This is a genomic window from Pseudomonas sp. AL 58 (assembly GCF_036348395.1).
Classification (GTDB): Bacteria; Pseudomonadota; Gammaproteobacteria; order Pseudomonadales; family Pseudomonadaceae; genus Aquipseudomonas; species Aquipseudomonas defluvii.
The window spans coordinates 92,043-111,778 of record NZ_JAZBQR010000008.1; the positions used below are offsets into that span (position 1 = coordinate 92,043).

At 60.1% G+C, this 19,736-nt stretch carries 18 protein-coding genes and 1 pseudogene; 9 read left to right on the forward strand and 10 right to left on the reverse strand.

The genetic code is table 11. From position 1 onward, the window contains the following. Positions 1 to 66: 66 nt before the first annotated feature. Together UIA24_RS12005 and UIA24_RS12010 are read right to left on the reverse strand one after the other, a co-directional pair. Complete coding sequence (locus UIA24_RS12005; protein ID WP_330522926.1) at positions 67 to 870, reverse strand: MOSC domain-containing protein; 804 nt, start codon at positions 868 to 870, stop codon at positions 67 to 69. 76 nt (positions 871 to 946) lie between these two features. Next, complete coding sequence (locus UIA24_RS12010) at positions 947 to 1,882, reverse strand: chemotaxis protein CheV (protein ID WP_065758447.1); 936 nt, start codon at positions 1,880 to 1,882, stop codon at positions 947 to 949. Positions 1,883 to 2,261: 379 nt separating this feature from the next. Here UIA24_RS12010 and UIA24_RS12015 point away from each other — a divergent pair, with 379 nt between their 5' ends. From UIA24_RS12015 to UIA24_RS12035, 5 genes are all read left to right on the forward strand, one after another. Next, on the forward strand, positions 2,262 to 2,684 hold the full coding sequence (locus tag UIA24_RS12015; protein WP_065758446.1) for a hypothetical protein: 423 nt from the start codon (positions 2,262 to 2,264) through the stop codon (positions 2,682 to 2,684). 502 nt (positions 2,685 to 3,186) lie between these two features. After that, on the forward strand, positions 3,187 to 4,077 hold the full coding sequence (locus UIA24_RS12020; protein WP_065758445.1) for a sensor histidine kinase: 891 nt from the start codon (positions 3,187 to 3,189) through the stop codon (positions 4,075 to 4,077). Beyond that, the gene (locus UIA24_RS12025) at positions 4,074 to 4,733 is read left to right on the forward strand and encodes a response regulator (RefSeq protein ID WP_099775399.1); all 660 of its coding nucleotides are present in this window, start codon (positions 4,074 to 4,076) and stop codon (positions 4,731 to 4,733) included. Before UIA24_RS12020 ends, UIA24_RS12025 begins: the two co-directional genes overlap by 4 nt. A gap of 430 nt (positions 4,734 to 5,163) precedes the next feature. Continuing rightward, positions 5,164 to 6,618 carry a mannose-1-phosphate guanylyltransferase/mannose-6-phosphate isomerase gene (locus tag UIA24_RS12030; protein WP_330522927.1) on the forward strand — a complete coding sequence of 485 codons (1,455 nt, stop codon included), beginning with the start codon at positions 5,164 to 5,166 and terminating at the stop codon, positions 6,616 to 6,618. A gap of 63 nt (positions 6,619 to 6,681) precedes the next feature. Next, entirely contained in the window at positions 6,682 to 7,929 is a 1,248-nt protein-coding gene (locus UIA24_RS12035) for a glycosyltransferase family 4 protein (RefSeq protein WP_330522928.1), read from the forward strand. Here the strand turns inward: UIA24_RS12035 and UIA24_RS12040 are convergent. Both UIA24_RS12040 and moaB read right to left on the reverse strand, forming a co-directional pair. Next, positions 7,918 to 9,105: a molybdopterin molybdotransferase MoeA gene (locus tag UIA24_RS12040; protein WP_330522929.1), complete on the reverse strand. Its 1,188-nt coding sequence runs from the start codon at positions 9,103 to 9,105 to the stop codon at positions 7,918 to 7,920. The two genes, UIA24_RS12035 and UIA24_RS12040, sit on opposite strands and share 12 nt — an antisense overlap. Positions 9,106 to 9,127: 22 nt before the next feature. Continuing rightward, complete coding sequence (gene moaB, locus UIA24_RS12045) at positions 9,128 to 9,667, reverse strand: molybdenum cofactor biosynthesis protein B (protein WP_099775403.1); 540 nt, start codon at positions 9,665 to 9,667, stop codon at positions 9,128 to 9,130. A 186-nt stretch (positions 9,668 to 9,853) separates the two neighbouring features. Here moaB and UIA24_RS12050 point away from each other — a divergent pair, with 186 nt between their 5' ends. After that, complete coding sequence (locus tag UIA24_RS12050; RefSeq protein ID WP_330522930.1) at positions 9,854 to 10,075, forward strand: YgdI/YgdR family lipoprotein; 222 nt, start codon at positions 9,854 to 9,856, stop codon at positions 10,073 to 10,075. A gap of 103 nt (positions 10,076 to 10,178) precedes the next feature. Further along, entirely contained in the window at positions 10,179 to 10,553 is a 375-nt protein-coding gene (locus UIA24_RS12055; RefSeq protein ID WP_065758439.1) for a bacteriocin, read from the forward strand. Positions 10,554 to 10,674: 121 nt separating this feature from the next. Here the strand turns inward: UIA24_RS12055 and mqo are convergent, their stop codons facing one another. The 4 genes and pseudogenes from mqo to UIA24_RS12070 all read right to left on the reverse strand — a co-directional run bounded on the left by mqo (position 10,675) and on the right by UIA24_RS12070 (position 16,306). Beyond that, complete coding sequence (gene mqo, locus UIA24_RS12060) at positions 10,675 to 12,264, reverse strand: malate dehydrogenase (quinone) (protein WP_330522931.1); 1,590 nt, start codon at positions 12,262 to 12,264, stop codon at positions 10,675 to 10,677. A gap of 397 nt (positions 12,265 to 12,661) precedes the next feature. Beyond that, positions 12,662 to 13,429 carry a methyl-accepting chemotaxis protein gene (locus UIA24_RS23315; protein ID WP_371917179.1) on the reverse strand — a complete coding sequence of 256 codons (768 nt, stop codon included), beginning with the start codon at positions 13,427 to 13,429 and terminating at the stop codon, positions 12,662 to 12,664. Positions 13,430 to 13,546: 117 nt separating this feature from the next. Further along, positions 13,547 to 14,287, reverse strand: a pseudogene (locus UIA24_RS23320) (HAMP domain-containing protein); the annotation flags it as partial. 225 nt (positions 14,288 to 14,512) lie between these two features. After that, entirely contained in the window at positions 14,513 to 16,306 is a 1,794-nt protein-coding gene (locus UIA24_RS12070) for an ABC transporter transmembrane domain-containing protein (protein ID WP_330522933.1), read from the reverse strand. Positions 16,307 to 16,540: 234 nt separating this feature from the next. Between UIA24_RS12070 and UIA24_RS12075 the strand changes: the two genes are divergently transcribed. Continuing rightward, on the forward strand, positions 16,541 to 16,711 hold the full coding sequence (locus UIA24_RS12075) for a PA1571 family protein (protein WP_176717399.1): 171 nt from the start codon (positions 16,541 to 16,543) through the stop codon (positions 16,709 to 16,711). A 54-nt stretch (positions 16,712 to 16,765) separates the two neighbouring features. Here UIA24_RS12075 and pdxB read toward each other — a convergent pair whose 3' ends face one another. Next, on the reverse strand, positions 16,766 to 17,908 hold the full coding sequence (gene pdxB / locus UIA24_RS12080) for a 4-phosphoerythronate dehydrogenase PdxB (protein WP_330522934.1): 1,143 nt from the start codon (positions 17,906 to 17,908) through the stop codon (positions 16,766 to 16,768). 141 nt (positions 17,909 to 18,049) lie between these two features. On the opposite strand from pdxB, the gene UIA24_RS12085 reads away from it, so the two are divergent. Beyond that, a complete protein-coding gene (locus UIA24_RS12085) occupies positions 18,050 to 19,438 on the forward strand; it encodes an MATE family efflux transporter (protein WP_330522935.1) in 1,389 nt (462 codons plus the stop codon). Here the strand turns inward: UIA24_RS12085 and tusA are convergent. After that, positions 19,435 to 19,689, reverse strand: coding sequence for a sulfurtransferase TusA (tusA, locus tag UIA24_RS12090; protein ID WP_065758433.1), 255 nt, complete (start codon positions 19,687 to 19,689; stop codon positions 19,435 to 19,437). The genes UIA24_RS12085 and tusA overlap by 4 nt on opposite strands. Between the last annotated feature and the right edge of the window lie 47 nt (positions 19,690 to 19,736).

Sequence of the window (19,736 nt, forward strand, 5' to 3'; positions counted from 1 at the left end):
CCTGCTGACATGGAGCCCTGATGGGTGCCATGTCAGCAGGCTACCCAGCCCGAGGGAACAGCAGGGTTACTCCAGCACCGTCACCGGCATCCCCACCTCGAGCACACCCTCGCCGTCGGCCACCAGGTTTTGCCCGAACATCACATCGCCATCCTTCTGCCGATACGTCTTCAACGTAGTCAACGGCTCACGGTCGGCGCTGCGCTCACCCGTCAGTGGATCAATCGTGGTCAGGATGCAGCGGGTGCACGGCTTGAGCACACGAAATGCCTGTGTGCCGATACGAATGCGCTTCCAGCCGTCCTCGGCAAACGGGGTGCTCCCCTCAATCACCAGATTGGGCCGAAAACGCTGCATTGCCAGCGGTCGGCCAACGCGCTGTACCAGGTCATCAAGCGAGGCCTGGCCAATCAACAGCAAGGGAAAGCCGTCAGCAAAGGCGACACGGTCGCTGTTCTCGCCATACCCGGCAGGCAGGTAGCGGGTTCGCTGTTCAGGCACATGAACCAAGCGTACAGCGGTACCCATGAATACGCTCAACCAGTCCGCCGCCGCATCACCGGCGTCCGGAACGCGCAAGGTATCGCGCCAGACCGTTACACCGCGCAAGGCGTCATCGGGACTCGGTACCGAAACGTGAAGTGCATCCTGGCCAGCCGCGCTCAACACCAAGCCCCCCTCGGCATCATAAAGGGCCGACAACTGACTCATCCGGGGATACGCACGCTGGGTCAGGAAGCGTCCGCTCTCACGCTCCACCAGCATCCAGCGCCGGTCTCCAGTCAGCCCCAACAGCCCACAAGACGACTGCTGCAACGATTCTCCCTGGGCCGACTTGAGTGGGTAACGGTATAACGCGCTCAACTGCATGTGGCCTGCTCCCTGAGATGTCAAAGGCAGCAAGCTTACACCGACAACCGGGCTGGCGCTGCCCGGCCTGCTCCCGTCAGGCGGTGGCCGTGTCCAACATCAGACGCTCGCGCACCACGTCGACCAGCTTGTCGGGCTGAAACTTGGAGAGGAAGTTGTCACAGCCGACCTTCTTCACCATCGATTCGTTGAAACTGCCGGACAACGAGGTATGCAAGACCACATACAAACCACGCAAACGCGGATCGTTGCGGATTTCCGTGGTCAATCGGTAACCGTCCATCTCTGGCATTTCAGCATCGGTGAACACCATCAACAGCTTCTCGCAGATGTCTTCACCGGCGTCGGCCCAGGCCTTGAGCATGCGCAGCGCCTTCAGCCCGTCACTGGCCACATGCATTTTCACGCCAAGTTGAGACAGGGTGTCGCGCAGCTGGGCGAGCGCCACCGTAGAGTCATCCACCAGCAACACCTCACGACCAAAAGCACGCGCCAGCAAGGGATCCTCGAGCTTGTCGCGGGATACCTTGGCACTGTACGGAACGATTTCCGCCAACACCTTCTCAACGTCGATGACTTCGACCAGTTGATCGTCAACCTTGCTGATGGCCGTCAAGTAATGCTGCCGGCCCGCACTGCTGGGCGGCGGCATGATAGCCTCCCAGTTCATGTTCACGATCCGGTCGACACCGCCGACCAGGAAGGCCTGTACGGAACGGTTGTACTCGGTGACGATAATGGTGCTGTTCGGCCCGGGCTGCAGCGGGCGCATGCCGATCGCCTGAGAAAGATCGATCACCGGCAGGGTCTGCCCACGCAAGTTGACGACACCACAGACAAACGGATGGCGCTGAGGCATCAGCGTCAACTTCGGCAGTTGAAGCACCTCTTGAACCTTGAACACGTTGATGGCGAACAACTGCCGACCTGCCAGACGGAACATGAGGATTTCCAGGCGGTTCTCGCCTACCAGCTGCGTCCGTTGGTCTACCGTGTCGAGAATGCCAGCCATTAGAAGAACCCCTGTTTCGCAAATTAAATGCATTAACCGTATATCGGCCGTTTTTCGCCCAGCTTGACCCCTGAAATAAAATGCTGGGCACCCCATTGATGTCACTTTAGCATCATGCTTTACTGCGCTCATCCTCTTCATGCCCTTCCACGGGCACCTCAGACAGCATCAGGGAAACCCCTAGCAGCAATCGGGTGAGACCTGATGTTCGCAATATCCATTAGCCATTAATGTGACGCCATTCTCATTGCATGAATGGAGTCAGGCTTTTGTTTGCTATCGCTCGGTTGTGGCCAGCTTCTGCTCCGGCACTGCAAAACGTCCGCTGCCAGGCAGATTATCGGCACTTCGCCAACCTGCGCCCTGCGGGAGCCGCATAATGCAAGACGACTCACCCAACACGAGCGCGCTACAAGACTTTCTGATTGATGCCGAGGTTCTGCTGACCAAGACCCAGGAATGCCTGACGCACCTGGAACTGATCGGCAACGATCCGGATGCCATCGACTGCATGGTCGACACACTGGGTTCCCTGGCTAATCGCGCACAGGCCCACGACCAATCCGAGATTGCCGAATTCTGCCTTCAACTACGACTTCTGCTTGAGCCAGAGCGATACCGCAATCGTTTGCACGGTGAGGCGCTAACCGTGCTTTCGGACTGCCTGACACTGCTTTCCTGGCAACTGGAGTTGATTGATCCGCAAACCGGCATTCTCAGCCTGGATAACCAGGAGCAACTCGAGCTGATCGGCAACCTGACCAACACCTTGGACCCGCAAGAGGCGAGCCGCGCAGAATGAGCCGAGTCGCCCCATGCCAGCCGCTGTTTTTCAAGGCCAACTAGCCTCAACTAAAGTCGAACTAAGCCCGCGATAGAGCCGTTACCTGAACGGTGCAGAAAACACACTAAGCCATAACTTTGAACGCGTTCGACTAGTTCCAGGTAAAGCGCTTAAATCCCACCCGACCTTGATGTAAGGGAAGGTATCTTTACTGCACCCGTGATAGCGAAGTGCTACAATCACTCAAAAGCGGAACGACCGTACCACCCAGTAAAATCTGACCATTCAGACACCTTCGGCACCCGCGACCAAATGTATATGAAGTGCTAATATGCGTCCCTGCGGTCGACACACAGCATCGCAGTGCTTAATTCATGGCATTGCCTGTTGGTTGAAAGCGTGGCCGCCATGCCAATGTAAAACCAACAATCAACAAGTTGTTTAAGGCAATACGACCAATACCTCTTGTTCGACCTTTGACAGGCTTTCAACAGCGATATATTCAGTGGCTTCATTCCCTATGCTCCTACGCCTCATGACGTTCAAGCGCTGGTCACCCGGAGCCGCCCTATTACGCTGGTTGACCGCAGGGCTTTGCCTGAGCTCGATTGCCGCAAACCTGTACCTGTACCTGCATTCGATGCCCATGCCGGGCAGTTTGCTGGCACTGCAGGCCTTGGCCATGCTGTGCATTGCATGGCAATTGCTGCGAAGCGCGCGCTCAATCGCCTTGCGCCCGCAGGAACTTGCCGAGCGCATGCTGAAAGTGCAGGAAAGTGAGCGCCAACACCTGAGCCGCGAGTTGCACGACGATATCGGCCAGTTGCTGACCGCCGCCAAACTTCAAGCCGACTGGCTCTATCGTCGCCTGCCGGCGGAGTTGCAGGAACACTGCACAACCCTGCGCAAGACACTGGACGATACATTGGCCAATGTCCGCGATGTCTCAGCGATCCTCAATCCTCGGCAACTGACCAGCCTTGGCCTGGAAGCAAGCCTGCGCGCGCACCTGCTGCGCACGCTGGAGAACACCGATGTGCTGTGGAGCCTCGATTGCAGACAACGCATGGACGGTATCCCGCAGGAAACCGCAATCGCCGCCTTTCGGATTACCCAAGAGGCCGTCACAAACATTTTGCGACACGCACGCGCCAGCAATCTGGTCGTCTGCATTCAACGCCTGCCTGAAGGCCTGTCACTCTCGATCACCGATGACGGCCAAGGTTTCCTGGCCACAGACAACCCTGCCGAGGGCGGCCAGCGCGGCTTGGCCGGCATGCTCGAACGCGTGAACCTGCTGGGCGGCAGCCTTTCGGTAGACAGCCAGCCCGGCCACGGCACAAAGATCCAGGCATTGTTCCCATGGGCACCACGAACCCTCGAACGCGCCAATGCAAGTAAGACCCCATGACCTGTAAATTACTGCTAGTAGATGACCATTCACTGATTAGAGCCGGCGTACGCGCACTGGTATCCGACATTCCGGGCTACACCGTGATAGGCGAAGCCAATGATGGCAACCAGTTGCCAGAACTGGTTCGACGACTTGACCCGGATATCGTCCTGCTGGATATCTCCATGCGCTCAACCAGCGGCCTTGACGCCCTGGCACAGCTGCGCGCAACCGATAGCCGCTGCAAAGTCTTGATTCTGTCGATGCACACTGACCCGGAGCTGATCATGCGCGCCCTGGAAACCGGCGCCCACGGCTACCTGCTCAAAGACACCACTGCCACCGAGCTTGAACAAGCTCTTGCCGCACTGCGTTGCGACGAACGCTACCTGAGTCCGGCCATTGCCCATACGGTCATCAATCAGGCATTGCTCAAAGCCAAGGCGAACAAGCCGGAAGCGGCCGATAATCACAACCTCACGGCACGCCAACTGGAAATTTTGCGGTTGATTGTGCGCGGAAAGTCCACCCGGGAGATTGCAAACGGCCTGGGCCTGAGTATTAAAACCGTAGAAACCCATCGCTCGCAGATCATGAAGCGCCTGCAGATTTACGACGTGGCCGGCCTGGTTCTGTTTGCCGTACGTGAGCAAATCATCAGCCTGGACGACTGAGCACTGAATACGCCTCGGGCAGACGCACTCGCAATACCCCTCAGCAACACCGTGAGCCGCAGGCTTGCCACCCAAAGCGCCCTGCCATCCTGATTGAACGCCCCCTGCGTACGCCTGACACAGCCAGGCGCTAACATGCCCCCTGTGCCAAGGTCTATCGACATTCCAGCTGCAACGTCACGCAGCACCGATATCGGCCTCGGCACAGCAAGAGCGGGGTACGATCAACGGTCGGAAAACACCCGCATTCATGGAAATGCCATTGAAAGCGTGCCGCCTAACGTGCATTATTCGACAAAATATTGGCAATCAAGGACGACGCCGGTGAAAAAAGTCGGTTTATTGACTCATTGTGCAAGCGCCTGCCAGGTACCTGTTCCTTCCTGTCGCGCTGCACGATCGCAGCGCCCTTGCTTCGAGGCTATGTGAGATGAGTGTACTGATTCCCTGCATCATCGCTGGCGGCGCTGGCACAAGGCTCTGGCCGGTTTCCCGCGAAGCCATGCCCAAGCCATTCATGCGCATGCCAGATGGTCAGAGCCTGCTACAGAAGACCTTCATCCGGGCCAGCAACCTGAAGGATGTCGAGCGGGTGTTGACCGTGACCAACCGCGATGTTTTCTTCCGCACCCTGGATGAGTACCGGGCACTGAACCAGGCCCGCGTCGCACTGGACTTCATTCTCGAGCCTTGTGGCCGCAACACCGCGCCCGCCATTGCCGCCGCTGCCCTGCATTGCGCACGCCACTACGGTGAGGACGCGCAACTGCTGGTACTGCCAGCCGACCATCTGATCAGTGATCTGCAGGCCTTCGAAACAGCCGTTGGACATGCCAGGGAACTGGCCGAACAGCGCTGGCTAACTACGTTCGGCCTGGTCCCCAGCCGCCCGGAAACCGGCTTTGGCTATATCGAGAAGGGCCAACCGCTGGGCGCTCACGGCCATCAGGTTGCGCGCTTCGTTGAAAAGCCTGACGCAGCCACCGCACAACGCTACCTGGAAGAAGGCCGGCACCTGTGGAACGCCGGCATGTTCTGCATGCGTGTGGATGCCATCCTGCACGAACTGGAGATGCATGCACCGCAGTTGCTCGCGGCCGTAAGCGCATGCCTGGAGCGCAGCCAGAGCAAAACCGGTCACGGTGAGTTGCAACTGGAACTGGATGCTGACAGTTTTGCGCAAGTCCCGGACATCTCCATCGACTACGCAGTGATGGAGCCCTCAAAACGGGTTGCGGTACTTCCCAGCGAACTGGGCTGGAGCGATATCGGATGCTGGCAAGCCGTACGCGAACTGAAGGAAAGCGATCACAACGGCAACCAATGCAACGGCGAGACCGTACTTCACGACGTGAGCAACTGCTACATCGATTCGCCTCGCCGCCTGGTAGGAGGCCTTGGCCTGGACAACCTGATCATCATTGATACGCCCGATGCGTTGCTGATCGCGGACGCGCAGCGCAGTCAGGAGGTCAAGTTGATCGCCCAGGAGCTCAAGCGCCAGGGCCATGACGCCTATCGCCTGCACCGCACCGTGACGCGTCCTTGGGGCACCTACACCGTGCTGGAGGAAGGCCCGCGCTTCAAGATCAAGCGCATCATGGTTCGCCCGGAAGCGTCGCTGTCGCTGCAGATGCACCATCACCGCAGTGAACACTGGATCGTGGTCAGCGGAATGGCGATGGTGACCAACGGCGAAGAAGAATTTTTGCTCGACACCAATGAGTCAACCTTCATCAAACCCGGCTGCACCCATCGCCTGCGCAATCCGGGGGTCATCGATCTGGTGATGATCGAAGTACAAAGTGGCGAATATTTGGGCGAGGACGACATCGTACGCTTTACTGATATTTACGGACGCGCCCCAGAGCCAATCATCGGCTGACTCAGGCAGGCGCGCCTTTCATATCGGCCAGCGTTACCCGCCCGGCGATAGAGGAAAGGCTTCATGCGCGTACTCTGGACACTGCCCAACCTGCCCTGGCCAACCACCAGCGGTGGCAAGACCCGGCAATACAACCTGCTACGCGGTCTGGCCCAACGGGGCCACCGCATCACCTTGTTGGTGCAATCGAAGGTTCCCCTCGGGGACGCGGCACGGCAAGCGCTCGAACCCTGGGTCGAGCGCTTGATCGTACTGCCCAGGCGCCCGCTGCGCAGCCCGCTCAACCTGCTCGCAGCGTTCTATGTCAGCTACCCGATGCGGGCCAGTATCAACGGCCTGGCGCCCCACCTGCGGCATTGCTTCGAGCACTTGCTGCAAGAACACTGGGACGTGATACAGATCGAGCACAGCTACAGTTTTCAACCCTTCGAAAAAGCCCTGCAATCGAGCGGACTGCCGTTCATTGTCAGTGAGCACACCGTTGAATCCATTGCCGGTGCCGCCCGCCAGGACCGACTGCCCTTGTGGCTGCGCCCTTTCAATACCTTCGACCGCTGGCGCTACCGGTACTGGGAAACACGGGTACTGCGCCAGGCCAGCGAAGTGGTTGCGGTCAGTGAAGACGACGCCGGCCTGATCAGTCGAATGACTGGCCGCCCCGCCCATGTGGTCATCAATGGCGTCGACTGCGAGTACTACCAGTCTGTGAGCCCGGCACTGCACAGCCAACGCCTGTTGTTTGTCGGCAATTTCGAGTACGGCGCCAACCTCAATGCCATTGAGTGGGCCCTCGACGACATCATGCCAAAAGTCTGGCTGAGCAACCCAGCGGTTCGCGTGGCAATCGCGGGCCATGCCCTGCCGGAACAGTTGAAATTGCACTGGAATGACCCGCGTATCGAGTGGGTCGGCTACCTGCCAGACCTGCGCGACATACAACGTCACTCGGCGATTTTCCTCGCCCCGCTGCGCCATAAAGGTGGCTGCAAGGTCAAGGTGCTGGAAGCCATGGCGGCCGGTCTGCCCGTGGTTACTACCCGCGATGGCGTCGCCGGCCTGACCGTAAACAATGGCGAACACTACCTGGGCTGCGACGACAGCGATGGCCTGGCCTTGATGATTACCCAACTGCTCAACCAACCCTGGCGCATGCGACAACTGTCGGACGCTGCTCGCCAGTTCGTCAGTACAACGCACGACTGGAGCGTTGCAGCGGCACAACTTGAGGCAGTACACGCGCGCCTCAGCGCGCTACCCAGGGCACACGGCCCCCACCTGGACAGCGCACTGCTAAGCCGCTCAGCCGAGTAATTCGCTCAACGGAATGAACTGCAGCATGTCGCCTGGCACGAGCGTCTGACCCTCACGAACCTCGACCAGTCCCTCTGCCCAGGCGGCACTGCGCAGCACGCCAGAACTCTGGTTTTTGTAGATCCGCGCCTGCCCGTGCTCCATTCGCCCACGCAGGTATTCCCGGCGACTGCCGGCCTTGGGCCATTCAAAGCCGGCTGGCACGGCAAACTGCAGAGGCGCGACGTCCTGAACACCCTGGCGGCGCAACAGGTAGGGACGGGTCAACAGGCCGAACGTCACCAGCGTCGACGCAGGGTTACCGGGCAGCCCGACTACCGGCACACCGCGGTAATGCCCGAAGGTCAGCGGCTTGCCTGGCTTGATTCCCAGCTTCCAGAGCCCCAACTCGCCTTCCTCACGCAAGGCGATACCCAGGTAGTCGGCTTCACCGACCGAAACACCGCCGGTAGAGAGGATCAGGTCGACGTCAGAGAGACGTCCCAGGCATTCGCGGGTCTTCTGCAGGTCATCCTCAAGAATGCCGACGTCGACCACTTCACAACCCAAACGCTGCAACCAGGCCGCCAGCAGCCGTCGATTGCTGTTGTAGATCTGCCCGGGGCCCAACGGCAAGCCAGGCTCAACCAACTCATCACCGGTGGACAGCAACGCTACCCGCACACGCCGAACCACCGTCAGCTCAGCGCAGCCCAATGAGGCTGCCAAGCCCAACTCGATAGGCCCCAGGCGTGTGCCGGCAGCCAGCACCTGCTCACCGGCGCGTGTTTCCTGGCCTTGAGGACGAATGTTCTGACCAACGCGCAACGGCTGGGTGAAGCGCACCCGCTGATCGGCCAGAACCTCGGTATTTTCCTGCATTTCCACACAATCGGCGCCCGCCGGCATTGGCGCACCGGTAAAGATACGCGCACAAGAGCCGGGCTCCAGTGGTGCAGGCGCATGACCGGCAAATATCCGTTGGCTCACCACCAGCGGCTCACCCTGCCAATCGGCCAGGCGCAAGGCATAACCGTCCATGGCGCTGTTCGGCCACGGCGGCAGGTCCAGGCTGGCAACCAGTTCACGGGCCAGTACGCGGCCTTCAGCCTCAGCCAGGCAGACCTGTTCATACTCACGAACAGGCGTGCTATCGGCCAACGCCAGCAGGCGCTCAAGGGCCTGCTCGACGGACATCAGCGGCTTCACCGCCGCGGCCTCAGCCACGGCTCTGGCAGGGTTCGGCCTGCTTGAGGTGGGTGACAAAATTGCACGGGCGATGACGGGCATCCAACTGCTCGGCCAGGATGCCGTCCCAGCCGGTACGGCATGCATTGGTCGAACCCGGCAGGCAACACACCAGCGTGCCATTGGCCAGGCCCGCAAGCGCGCGCGACTGGATGGTGGAGGTGCCGATATCGGCCAACGAAATGTGCCGGAACAGCTCACCAAAACCATCGACCTGCTTGTCCAGCAAGCACGTCACCGCTTCGGGCGTGCTGTCGCGACCGGTAAACCCTGTACCACCGGTAATCAGCACCACTTGAATCTGCTCATCGGCAATCCAGGTCGCGACCTGAGCCCTGATTTTGTAGAGATCGTCCTTGAGCAATACACGCGCCGCAAGGGCGTGCCCGGCCGTCGTCAGGCGTTCGACGAACACCTCACCCGAGGTATCGGTTTCAAGCGTACGGGTATCACTGACGGTCAACACCGCGATGTTAAGCGGCACAAAAGGTACATCAGCCTTGGCTTTCATGGGACCTTGAATCCATTGGTAGGAACACATGCCCGGTGTTATATCACAGGCCACATCAACTCGCGCCCAGCACTACCCTGACCACGATCAGCCCCTGACAGCTATGCTGCACTCAACAAGGAACTTGCTGTAATGGTATGCATCTCAAGAACCGTACAGCGTCCCATCCATGACTGGAGATACACGATGATCCAACGAACACTCCCTGCGTTCCTCCTCGCACTGGGCCTGGGCACCCTGGCAGGCTGCTCATCGCCGGCCGTGATCACCCTCAACGACGGACGCGAGATCCAGACCATCGACACGCCAACGTACGACGAAGACTCCGGCTTCTACGAATTCGAGCAACTGGACGGCAAGCGCAACCGCGTCAACAAAGACCAGGTCCGCACGGTCCAAGACCTCTGAAACGGGGCGGCTCGCGTGCTACGCCGATGGTCAGTGTCGATTGCCGGCATCGAAGAACACCCTCAGAATACGCGCCCTTTTCTCCTGTTTGAGGTTGTTTCACATGCGTAAGACTCTTGCCGCCATTACTCTGGGCCTGCTGTGCGCACAAGGCGCAGTGGCGGGCGATGGCACGACGGCAATCGGCGGCGGCCTGGGCGGCGTTCTGGGTAACGTTGTCGGGCAAAAACTGGGCGGCAGCACCGGTGCAGCTGTCGGTGCCGGCGTTGGCGGTGCAGCGGGCAGCGCAATGGCCGCGAAAAAGGGCAACAAAGCCGAGGCAGCGCTGGGTGGCGGCCTGGGGTCGGCAGGTGGCTCGCTGATTGGCGGCAAGCTCGGTGGTAGCACCGGCTCGGCCATCGGTGCAGGCCTGGGCGGTGCAGCCGGTGGTGCTCTGGGCAACAACCTGGCCGACGGCAACAAGAAGCGTCGCCACTGATTCAACGCCTGCGATGGCATCAGCAGGGTGCCCGCGGGTTCGCGGCACCTGTATCGCTGGCAAGCCCCGCGCCAACAACCTTGTGTGACCGTTGTTGAAGCGGGCTTGCCAATGATGTGCCTTACATCGCCGCCTGGGCAGGCGCTTCCTCAGGCAATACCGGTACGAAGTTCAGCTGCAAGCGCTCGCTGCTCCAGGCACGGGTCTTGTTGGTCAGCTCAAGGTTGTTGTTGAGCTTCTGGCCATAGGTTGGAATGATTTCCTTCAGCTTGGCCTGCCACTCAGGGGTCTTGATACGGTCCTTGAAGGTCTTCTCCAACACACTCAGCATGATCGGCGCAGCAGTCGAAGCACCAGGTGACGCACCCAGCAGTGCCGCGATGGTGCCGTCCTCGGACGCAACCACTTCGGTACCGAACTGCAGGATACCGCCGTGCACAGGGTCTTTCTTGATCACCTGAACCCGCTGACCGGCCTGAAGCAGTTTCCAGTCTTCGTTCCGGGCGTTCGGGAAATACTCACGCAGGGCTGCCATGCGGTCTTCGAAGCTCAGCATCAACTGGCCCATCAGGTAGGTGCTCAGGTCGATGTTGTCGATACCGGCGTGGGTCATTGGCATGATGTTGTGGCGGGTCAGCGCAGCGAACATGTCAAGCAACGAGCCATTCTTGAGGAACTTCGTCGAGAACGTGGCGAACGGACCGAACAGCAGCACTTCCTTGCCATCGATCACTCGGGTGTCCAGGTGCGGAACCGACATCGGTGGCGCACCGACCGAAGCCTTGCCGTACAACTTGGCCTCGTGGCGCGCAACGATGTCCTGGTTGTCCGTCATCAGGAATTGACCGCCGACCGGGAAGCCTGCATAGCCTTCGGCTTCAGGAATACCCGACTTCTGCAGCAACTTGAGCGCACCACCACCGGCACCAATGAAGACGAACCTGGCCTTGACGCTGCTTTCGACGCCTTTGTTGGCCAGGTCGGCAACGACCACGGTCCAGGTGTTGTCTGCATTGCGAACAATGTCGCGGACTTCATGCTGAACGTGCAGTTTGACGTTATCGTGTTGGGTCATCGACGCGAACAACTGGCGGGTAATCTCACCAAAGTTGACGTCGGTGCCGATCGGCATGCGTGTGGCTGCGATCTTCTGGTCGGCAGCACGGCCTTCCATGACCAGCGGCACCCACTGCTCGATCTGCTTGTGGTCTTCGGTGTATTCCATGCCGCGGAACAACGAGCTGTGTTGCAGGGCAGCATGACGCTTCTTCAGGAACTCGACGTTCTTGTCGCCCCAGACGAAGCTCATGTGCGGCACATTGTTGATGAACGACTTAGGATTGTTCAGCACATTGCGCTCGACCTGATAGGCCCAGAACTGCTTGGAGATCTCGAACTGCTCATTGACCCCGACAGCCTTGCTGATATCGATCGTTCCGTCGGCACCCTCGCTGGTGTAGTTCAGTTCGCAGAACGCCGAGTGACCGGTACCGGCGTTGTTCCAGGCATTGGAGCTTTCTTCGGCAACCTTGTCCATGCGCTCATAGATGTCGATGGACCATTCAGGTTCCAGCTCGTTGAGGTAGGTCCCAAGGCTTGCACTCATGATGCCGCCGCCGATCAGCAGCACGTCTACGGTTTTCTCGGGCTCATTGGGCTTGGAGCAACCGATGACGCTCAGGCACAAGAGCGTCAGCAGGATTTTTTTCATAGTTCAATCCAATTGAAGTGAAGTAATTGGCAATGACCGCTCGCCCCGTTGTGCACGCCCGATTTTTGTTTTTGCTCGCGCAGGCCAACGCAGAGGGCGACCCGGTACTCAGGCAGCAGGCCTGGACACCGGCGCGATGGCTGGCGGCTGGGGTTGTTCGATGGATCGGGGAACAGTCGTCACGCCGTGCGGTCATCTGAAGCGGCAACCGCCGGGTGCTTGCATGGCCTAAGCCAACGCCGCCTTAAAGCAGGAAGCGGGCCAACTGCACTTACACCAACGGCCAATGGCTAAAACGTGTCAGCCCGCGCATATTTAGCGGTTTTCATGGCGAAAAACCGCCACATTGCCACGCCTCAGCGGCTGGCAAGTGGCGGATTTCCCCCGCCTGTGGCGATCAGGCGCTGAGGCGAGCGGTAACGGCGCCCAGTTGCCCGGACAGCTCGTGCAGGCGACCACCGGCCTGCTCGGTATGTTCCACCGCTTCCTGGTTGGCGGTCGCAATCCGCGTGATTTCCACCAGGTTGCGCGAGATATCATCGGCCACGCTGGTCTGCTCCTCCGCAGCCGTGGCGATCTGCCGGTTCATGTCGCGGATCGCTTCCACCGCCAAGGTGATGCGCTGAAGCATTTGCCCCGCACGTTGAACTTGCGCGGCCCCCTCCTCACTGCGCACCTGACCGCTCTCAATGGCCTTGACCGCCTCCATGGCACCCGACTGTACAGCGCTGATGATCTGATTGATCTCGGCAATCGACGCGCCGGTGCGCTGAGCCAGGCTGCGCACTTCATCGGCAACGACCGCAAAACCACGGCCCGCTTCGCCGGCACGCGCTGCCTCAATGGCCGCGTTGAGTGCCAGCAGGTTAGTCTGCTCGGCGATACCGTGAATGACCTCCAGCACTTTGCCAATCCGCGCACTGTCGTGCTCCAGATTGCGAATAACGCCTGCGGTACCGACAATTTCCTGATTAACAGCGGCAATCGTATCGATCGTCGCCTGCATCACCTGCTCGCCTGCCTGGGCATTGTGATCTGCCTCGTCGGCGGCACGCGCCGCTTCAGCTGCATGGCGTGCGACCTCCTGCGCCGTAGCAGACATTTCATGCATGGCCGTCGCGACCTGATCGGTGCGCTGAAACTGGTCATCCGTGCCACGAGCCATGCCGCCGGCGATGGTCCGCAACTCGCCGCTGGCCGACTCAAGGTCTACCGCGTTGCTCTGCAGACGCCCAAAGGTATCGGCAAGGAAGTCACGCAAGGTATTGGCAGCTAACGCCAGGCGCCCAAGCTCATCCTGACGGTCACTGGCAACACGCGCATCGAAACGGCCATGACTGAGGTTCGCCACATACTCGATCAGCTTGCGGATTGGCTCGACAATGTTGCGGTTGACCAGCGACACGCTAAGCAGCCCCACGAGCACAGCCGAGCCGAACATGATCAACAACCCCAGCCAGACCGTGCGCTGCGCCGCTTCACTGATGTGTGTAGCGCGCGCCTTGGCATCAGCGCGCAACTGGCTGACCAACTCACTCATCTGCTCACTGGTTGCCCGGTCGACACCCTTTACCGCCTGATCGCCTGCAACAGGATCACCGCCTGCTGCCAAAAAGGCTTCGCGGCCTTTGGCGTAGGCCGCACCCAGTTGACGATGGCTGTCCTTGAGTTGCACGAGGCGCGCCTGGAGCTGAGATTCTTGTGCGTTGCTGTTGATCAATTGCGCAAGAATGCCCTGCACTTGCTGCTCGCGTGCCTGGAACTGCTGCCAGTACTTGTCCAGTTCCGCAGGTTGCTTGCCACGCAGCAGGACATTTTTCCACTCCTGAACCTGGACCTTGAATTGCAAGTTGGCCTCATCGATCAGCTGCGAGGCCTGCAGCGGCCCATCGACCAACTCACCATATCCACGCACGCTGGCAGAGAGAAACTGGAAGCAGACCAGAGCAATCAGCAGCATTGCCAACACGCTTCCGCCAAGCAGAGCGAGGATTTGCATCCGTAGAGATTTACGCAGGAACATCGGGCAGGGTCTCACAACAAGGTAGAGGTGTGTGTACCAATGCAAGACGCGGAGACATCCTTATCTCCCTTGGCAAGCAGCCAGCATCAGCAAAAAAAACGGTCATCCGTGACGGCCGGCAAGCATTCAAGTGCTACGCAACAACGGGTTACGATAGTCTCAGGGGATTACTACAGAAATGTGACAGGCGGTATTGAGGCTGTCATAAAAATGTAAAGACCGGACTTACACCTTGTTATCGGCTTCATGTGGCGTATCTGCAGCACTGAACTGCAACGCCGCCAGCCGGGCATACAGCGGGCTTTCGGCAATCAACTGCCGATGAGTGCCGACCGCCACCAGCCGGCCCTGATCAATGACAGCGATCCTGTCGGCATGCTGCACGGTTGCCAGGCGGTGAGCGATCACCAATGTGGTTCGTCCGGCCATCAACCCTGGCAAGGCTTGCTGGATCAAGTGCTCGCTCTGTGCGTCCAGCGCACTGGTCGCCTCGTCGAGCAAGAGGATCGGCGCATCCACCAAAAGCGCCCGGGCAATGGCCAAGCGCTGACGCTGACCACCGGAAAGCCCAAGCCCGGACTCGCCCAGGTGGGTTTGATAGCCTTGAGGCAACTGCAGGATGAACTCATGGGCGTAGGCACTGCGTGCAGCGGCCTCGACCTCGGCGCTGCTGGCATCGGCACGGCCGTAGCGGATATTGTCCTCGACCGTGCCGTAGAACAACGCCGGGTTTTGTGCGACCAGCGCGAAGTTTCGCCGCAAGTCCTGAGGGTCCAGTCGATCAACAGGCTGGCCGTCGAGCAGGATCTGACCGGCTTGCGGATCGTAAAAGCGCAGCAACAGATCAAACAGCGTTGATTTACCAGCACCCGACGGCCCGACCAACGCCAGGGTCTCGCCGGGCGCCACCACCAGGCTCAAATGATCAATAGCGGCCGGGTTCGGTCGCGACGGATAAGCAAAGCACACCTCACGCAGTTCCAACTGGCCGCTGACCCTTTCCGGCAAGTGCATCACGCCGTGCTCCGGCGAAACGATCTCACTGCGTGCGGCCAACAGCTCAGCAATCCGTTCCGCCGCGCCCGCAGCACGCTGAAGCTCACCGATCACCTCACTCAAGGTGCCAAACGCACTGCCGACGATCAGGCTGTAAAAAACGAACGCAGCCAGCTCACCGCCGGAAATACGCCCCGCGATCACGTCCATGCCGCCCACCCAAAGCATCACCCCCACTGCACCGAGCACCAGCACAATGACCAGGGTAATCAGCCAGGCGCGCTGCAGAATGCGTTTGCGCGCGGTGTCGAACGCCGCTTCGACCGTCACAGCAAAACGACGCTGGTCGCTGGCCTGATGGTTGTAGGCCTGCACGGTCTTGATTTGCCCCAGGGTTTCGGCCACATAACTGCCAACATCCGCTACCCGGTCCTGGCTCTGACGCGACAGGCTACGCACCCGCCGACCGAAAACCAGAATCGGCACCAGCACCAGGGGCAACGCCAACACCACAATGCTGGTCAGCTTCGGGTTGGTCACGAACAGCAGCACAACGCCACCCACCACCATCAAGGCATTGCGCAGAAACAACGAAAGCGAAGAGCCGATCACCGATTGCAGCAACGTTGTATCGGCGGTCAGCCGCGACTGAATTTCTGAACTGCGGTTGCTCTCGAAAAAACCGGGGTGCAGGTAAACCAGGTGATCAAACACCTGCTGACGGATATCAGCAACAACACGCTCACCGATCCACGACACCAGGTAGAAGCGCGTAAAGGTGCCAACCGCAAGGGCCAGCACCAGCAACAAGAACAACCCGATAGACTGATTCAGCAGTGTTGGCGACTGCGTCATGAAGCCCTGGTCAACCATCAAGCGAATCCCCTGCCCCATCGACAGGGTAATCGCCGCCGTCAGCACTAGCGCGACCAGCGCGGCGATTGCCTGTTTTCGATACGGGCGGATAAAACGCCATGCCAGTTGAATGGCCTGGCGTTGCCGGGAAGACACACGGAGGATCATGACAATGCCACTTTCAGTCGATTTGCAGCAGCCTACACCCGAGCAGCAGCATGAGCACAGCACTTAAGCCGCATCCCAGCAGTGCCTAGTAGATTTCGTTCTAAAGTGCTACTGGCAGTTTGTATGGCTTTCTGGTGGACTTGGCACATGCGCGGCGACTCGCGAAGGACCTTGTCACAAGGCGGTCATCGCGCCTATCTAGGCTGAGCTTGCAACCTGATGAGGAGACAGGATATGAGCTTGCAGAACAGCAGCACATCGCAACAAGCGTCGCCCCACGCCAACCCGGCCTGCGGCGCGATCATTGATGCTCAGGGTCGTGAAATCCCGATCACCGAACAGATGATCCAGAAGGCTTGCCAGGACCTGGAAAAGAGCCGGGAAAAAACCGCCAAAAAAGCCTGATCGGTACCGACTTCCTGAACCCGGCGCCAGCGCCGGGTTTTTATTGCCTGCCGTTCAGACCTGCACAGCCCCCAGTGCAGCGATCATCTGCCGCAAGGCTGGCGATTCGCCATTGACCTTTACGGCAAGGCCTTCGATTTCACGACGCGCCGGGTACTGCTTGCGCAAGAGGTCGAAGGCTGCTCGCTGCTTACCCGGGTCACGGCCAAGGCTACGGCGAAAATCTGCATCGTCACGGCGCGGGTCATACACGGCTCGGCACAGCGTGGCCAAGGCCCAGGCCGGATCGGTTTCGGCTTCAAGGCTAAGTTGCGCCAGCCATGGCCGTGGCAACAGATCGACCAGTTTCACCTGCTCGGGCTCGCCTCGCCAGGCGCAGAATGCCTGATAGATCTGCGCGGTACCGCGCTGCTTGCCATCCAGGCTGTAGCCCGCAATGTGCGGCGTGGCCAGTACACACAGGTCGGCAAGTGCCAGATCAACCTGTGGTTCGCCTTCCCAGACATCCAGCACGGCCTGGACATCGTCACGGGCGAGCAACAGCTCACGCAGGGCACTGTTATCCACCACGGGCCCTCGGCTGGCGTTGATCAGCCAGGCACCTGGCCGCAGGCGCGCCAGTCGCTCGCGATCGAGCAGATGCCAGGTTGCGTGCTCACCGCTACGGGTCAGCGGCGTGTGCAGGCTGATCACGTCGCACTCGGCGAGAATACGCTCCAGGCCGACATAATCCCCACCCTCGCGAGCCTGCCGTGGCGGATCACAGACCAGCACCGACCAACCCAGCCCGCGCAGCACCTCGACCAGCCGACGTCCGACTTCACCAGCCCCCACCACACCATAGGTACGCTTGGCCAGATCAACGCCATCCAGTTCGCCCAGCGTCAGCAGGCTTCCCAGTACATAGTCCACGACGCCGCGGGCATTGCAACCGGGTGCACTGGACCAGCGAATGCCTGCCTGCTCGAAATAGTCCAGGTCAAGGTGGTCCGTACCAATGGTGCAGGTACCGACAAAACGCACCGTGCTGCCTTCCAGCAAGGCCCGATCAACCTGAGTCACCGAACGCACCAGCAGGACGTCGGCGTCCCGCACACAGGCGCTGTCGATGGCTCGCCCCGGGTAACGGCGAATTTCACCGAAGCCGGCAAAAAAAGCATCGAGCAGCGGAATATTTTCGTCGGCAACAATAAGCATGGCGATCTCCTATCGGGGAGCGCAGTTTAGGCGCATCGGCCCCGGCCAATCCAGTCACAGGTTATTTCCTGACCGATCCGTCAACGGTTAGACTAAGCAATTTTCCACACCTTCAATGGGGACACCTGCCTTGTGACACTCATGACCACCGACACCACCCCGCTCTCCCGCCCCGCTCGTGTTCGCGCCGAATTGAGCACCCTGATGCGCCTGGCCACCCCCATCATCATCGCGCAACTGGCAACGACCGCCATGGGCTTCGTCGATGCGGTGATGGCCGGACGGGTCGGCCCGCGGGACCTTGCCGCCGTAGCGCTGGGGAACTCCATCTGGGTGCCGGTGTTTCTATTGATGACCGGCATTCTGCTGGCGACCACGCCCAAGGTTGCCCAGCGCTTCGGCGCCGGCCAGCCTGCCGAGATTGGTCCGTTGGTGCGCCAGGCACTGTGGCTGGCACTGGCGGTCGGAATTGCTGCCAGCCTGTTGCTGATCAGTGCCGAGCCAATCCTGCACGTGATGAAGGTCGACCCGGAGTTGATCGCGCCCTGCATGGGTTATCTGAAAGGCATCGCTTTCGGCCTGCCGGCCGTAGGCATCTACTTTGTGTTGCGCTGCAGCAGCGACGGCCAGGGGCTCACACGCCCGAGCATGGTACTGGGGCTTGCCGGGCTCATGCTGAATATCCCGTTGAACTACATCTTCATCTATGGCCACCTGGGCCTGCCGGCCATGGGCGGTGTCGGCTGTGGCTGGGCCAGCGGCATCGTCATGTGGTTCATGGCCCTGTGCATGGCGGTCTGGATCGCCCGGGCGCCGGTCTATCGCCCAAGTGAGGTGTTTGCCCGCTTCGACTGGCCGCAGTGGGCCCTGATCAAGCGCCTGCTCAGTATCGGCCTACCAATCGGCATCGCGGTATTTGCAGAGTCGAGCATCTTTGCCGTGATTGCCCTGCTGATCGGCAGCCTCGGCTCAACTGTGGTTGCCGGGCACCAGATTGCCCTCAACGTCAGCTCCCTGGTGTTCATGATTCCGTACTCGCTGGGCATGGCCGTCACCGTGCGGGTCGGCCAGGCCATCGGCGCCGGCGAGCCACGCCAGGCGCGTTTTGCTGCGGGCGTCGGCATGGCCACGGCGCTGGCCTACGCCTGCTTTTCAGCAAGCCTGATGCTGCTGATGCGCGAACCGATTGCCTCGATCTACACCGCCGACAGCGCAGTCATCCAGATTGCCTCGATGCTGATCGTCTACTCGGCGCTGTTCCAGTTCTCCGACGCGGTCCAGGTCACTGCCGCCGGTGCACTGCGTGGTTATCAGGACACGCGAGTCACCATGATCCTGACCCTGTTCGCGTACTGGGGCATTGGCCTGCCGGTGGGTTACCTGCTCGGCCTGACCGACTGGCTGGGCACGGCCAGCGGGCCAAGCGGCCTCTGGGAAGGCCTGATTGTCGGCTTGACCTGCGCCGCATTGATGCTCTCGGTGCGCCTGGTGCGCAGTGCACGCAAACGCATCCGGCAGGCAGCGGCTTAATCGAGCTTCTTGCGGATCCAGTACAGGTAAGTACCAGACAGCTCCTGCTGCTCGACCAGTTCATGGCCGAGGAATACGCAGAACTTGGGAATATCGCGACGAGTCGAAGGGTCTGTCGCGATGACCTTGAGCAGGCCACCCGCGCCAAGATCGCGCACGTACTGATGCAGCATCATCACAGGCTCAGGGCAGTTCAGACCACTGGCATCAAGGACCGCATCGGCGGTCAGGGTAGAATCGGTGTCAGTCATGCTTTTCTCCGAAGACTAGGTAACAGCTGTCTTGCACTGCCTGGCTG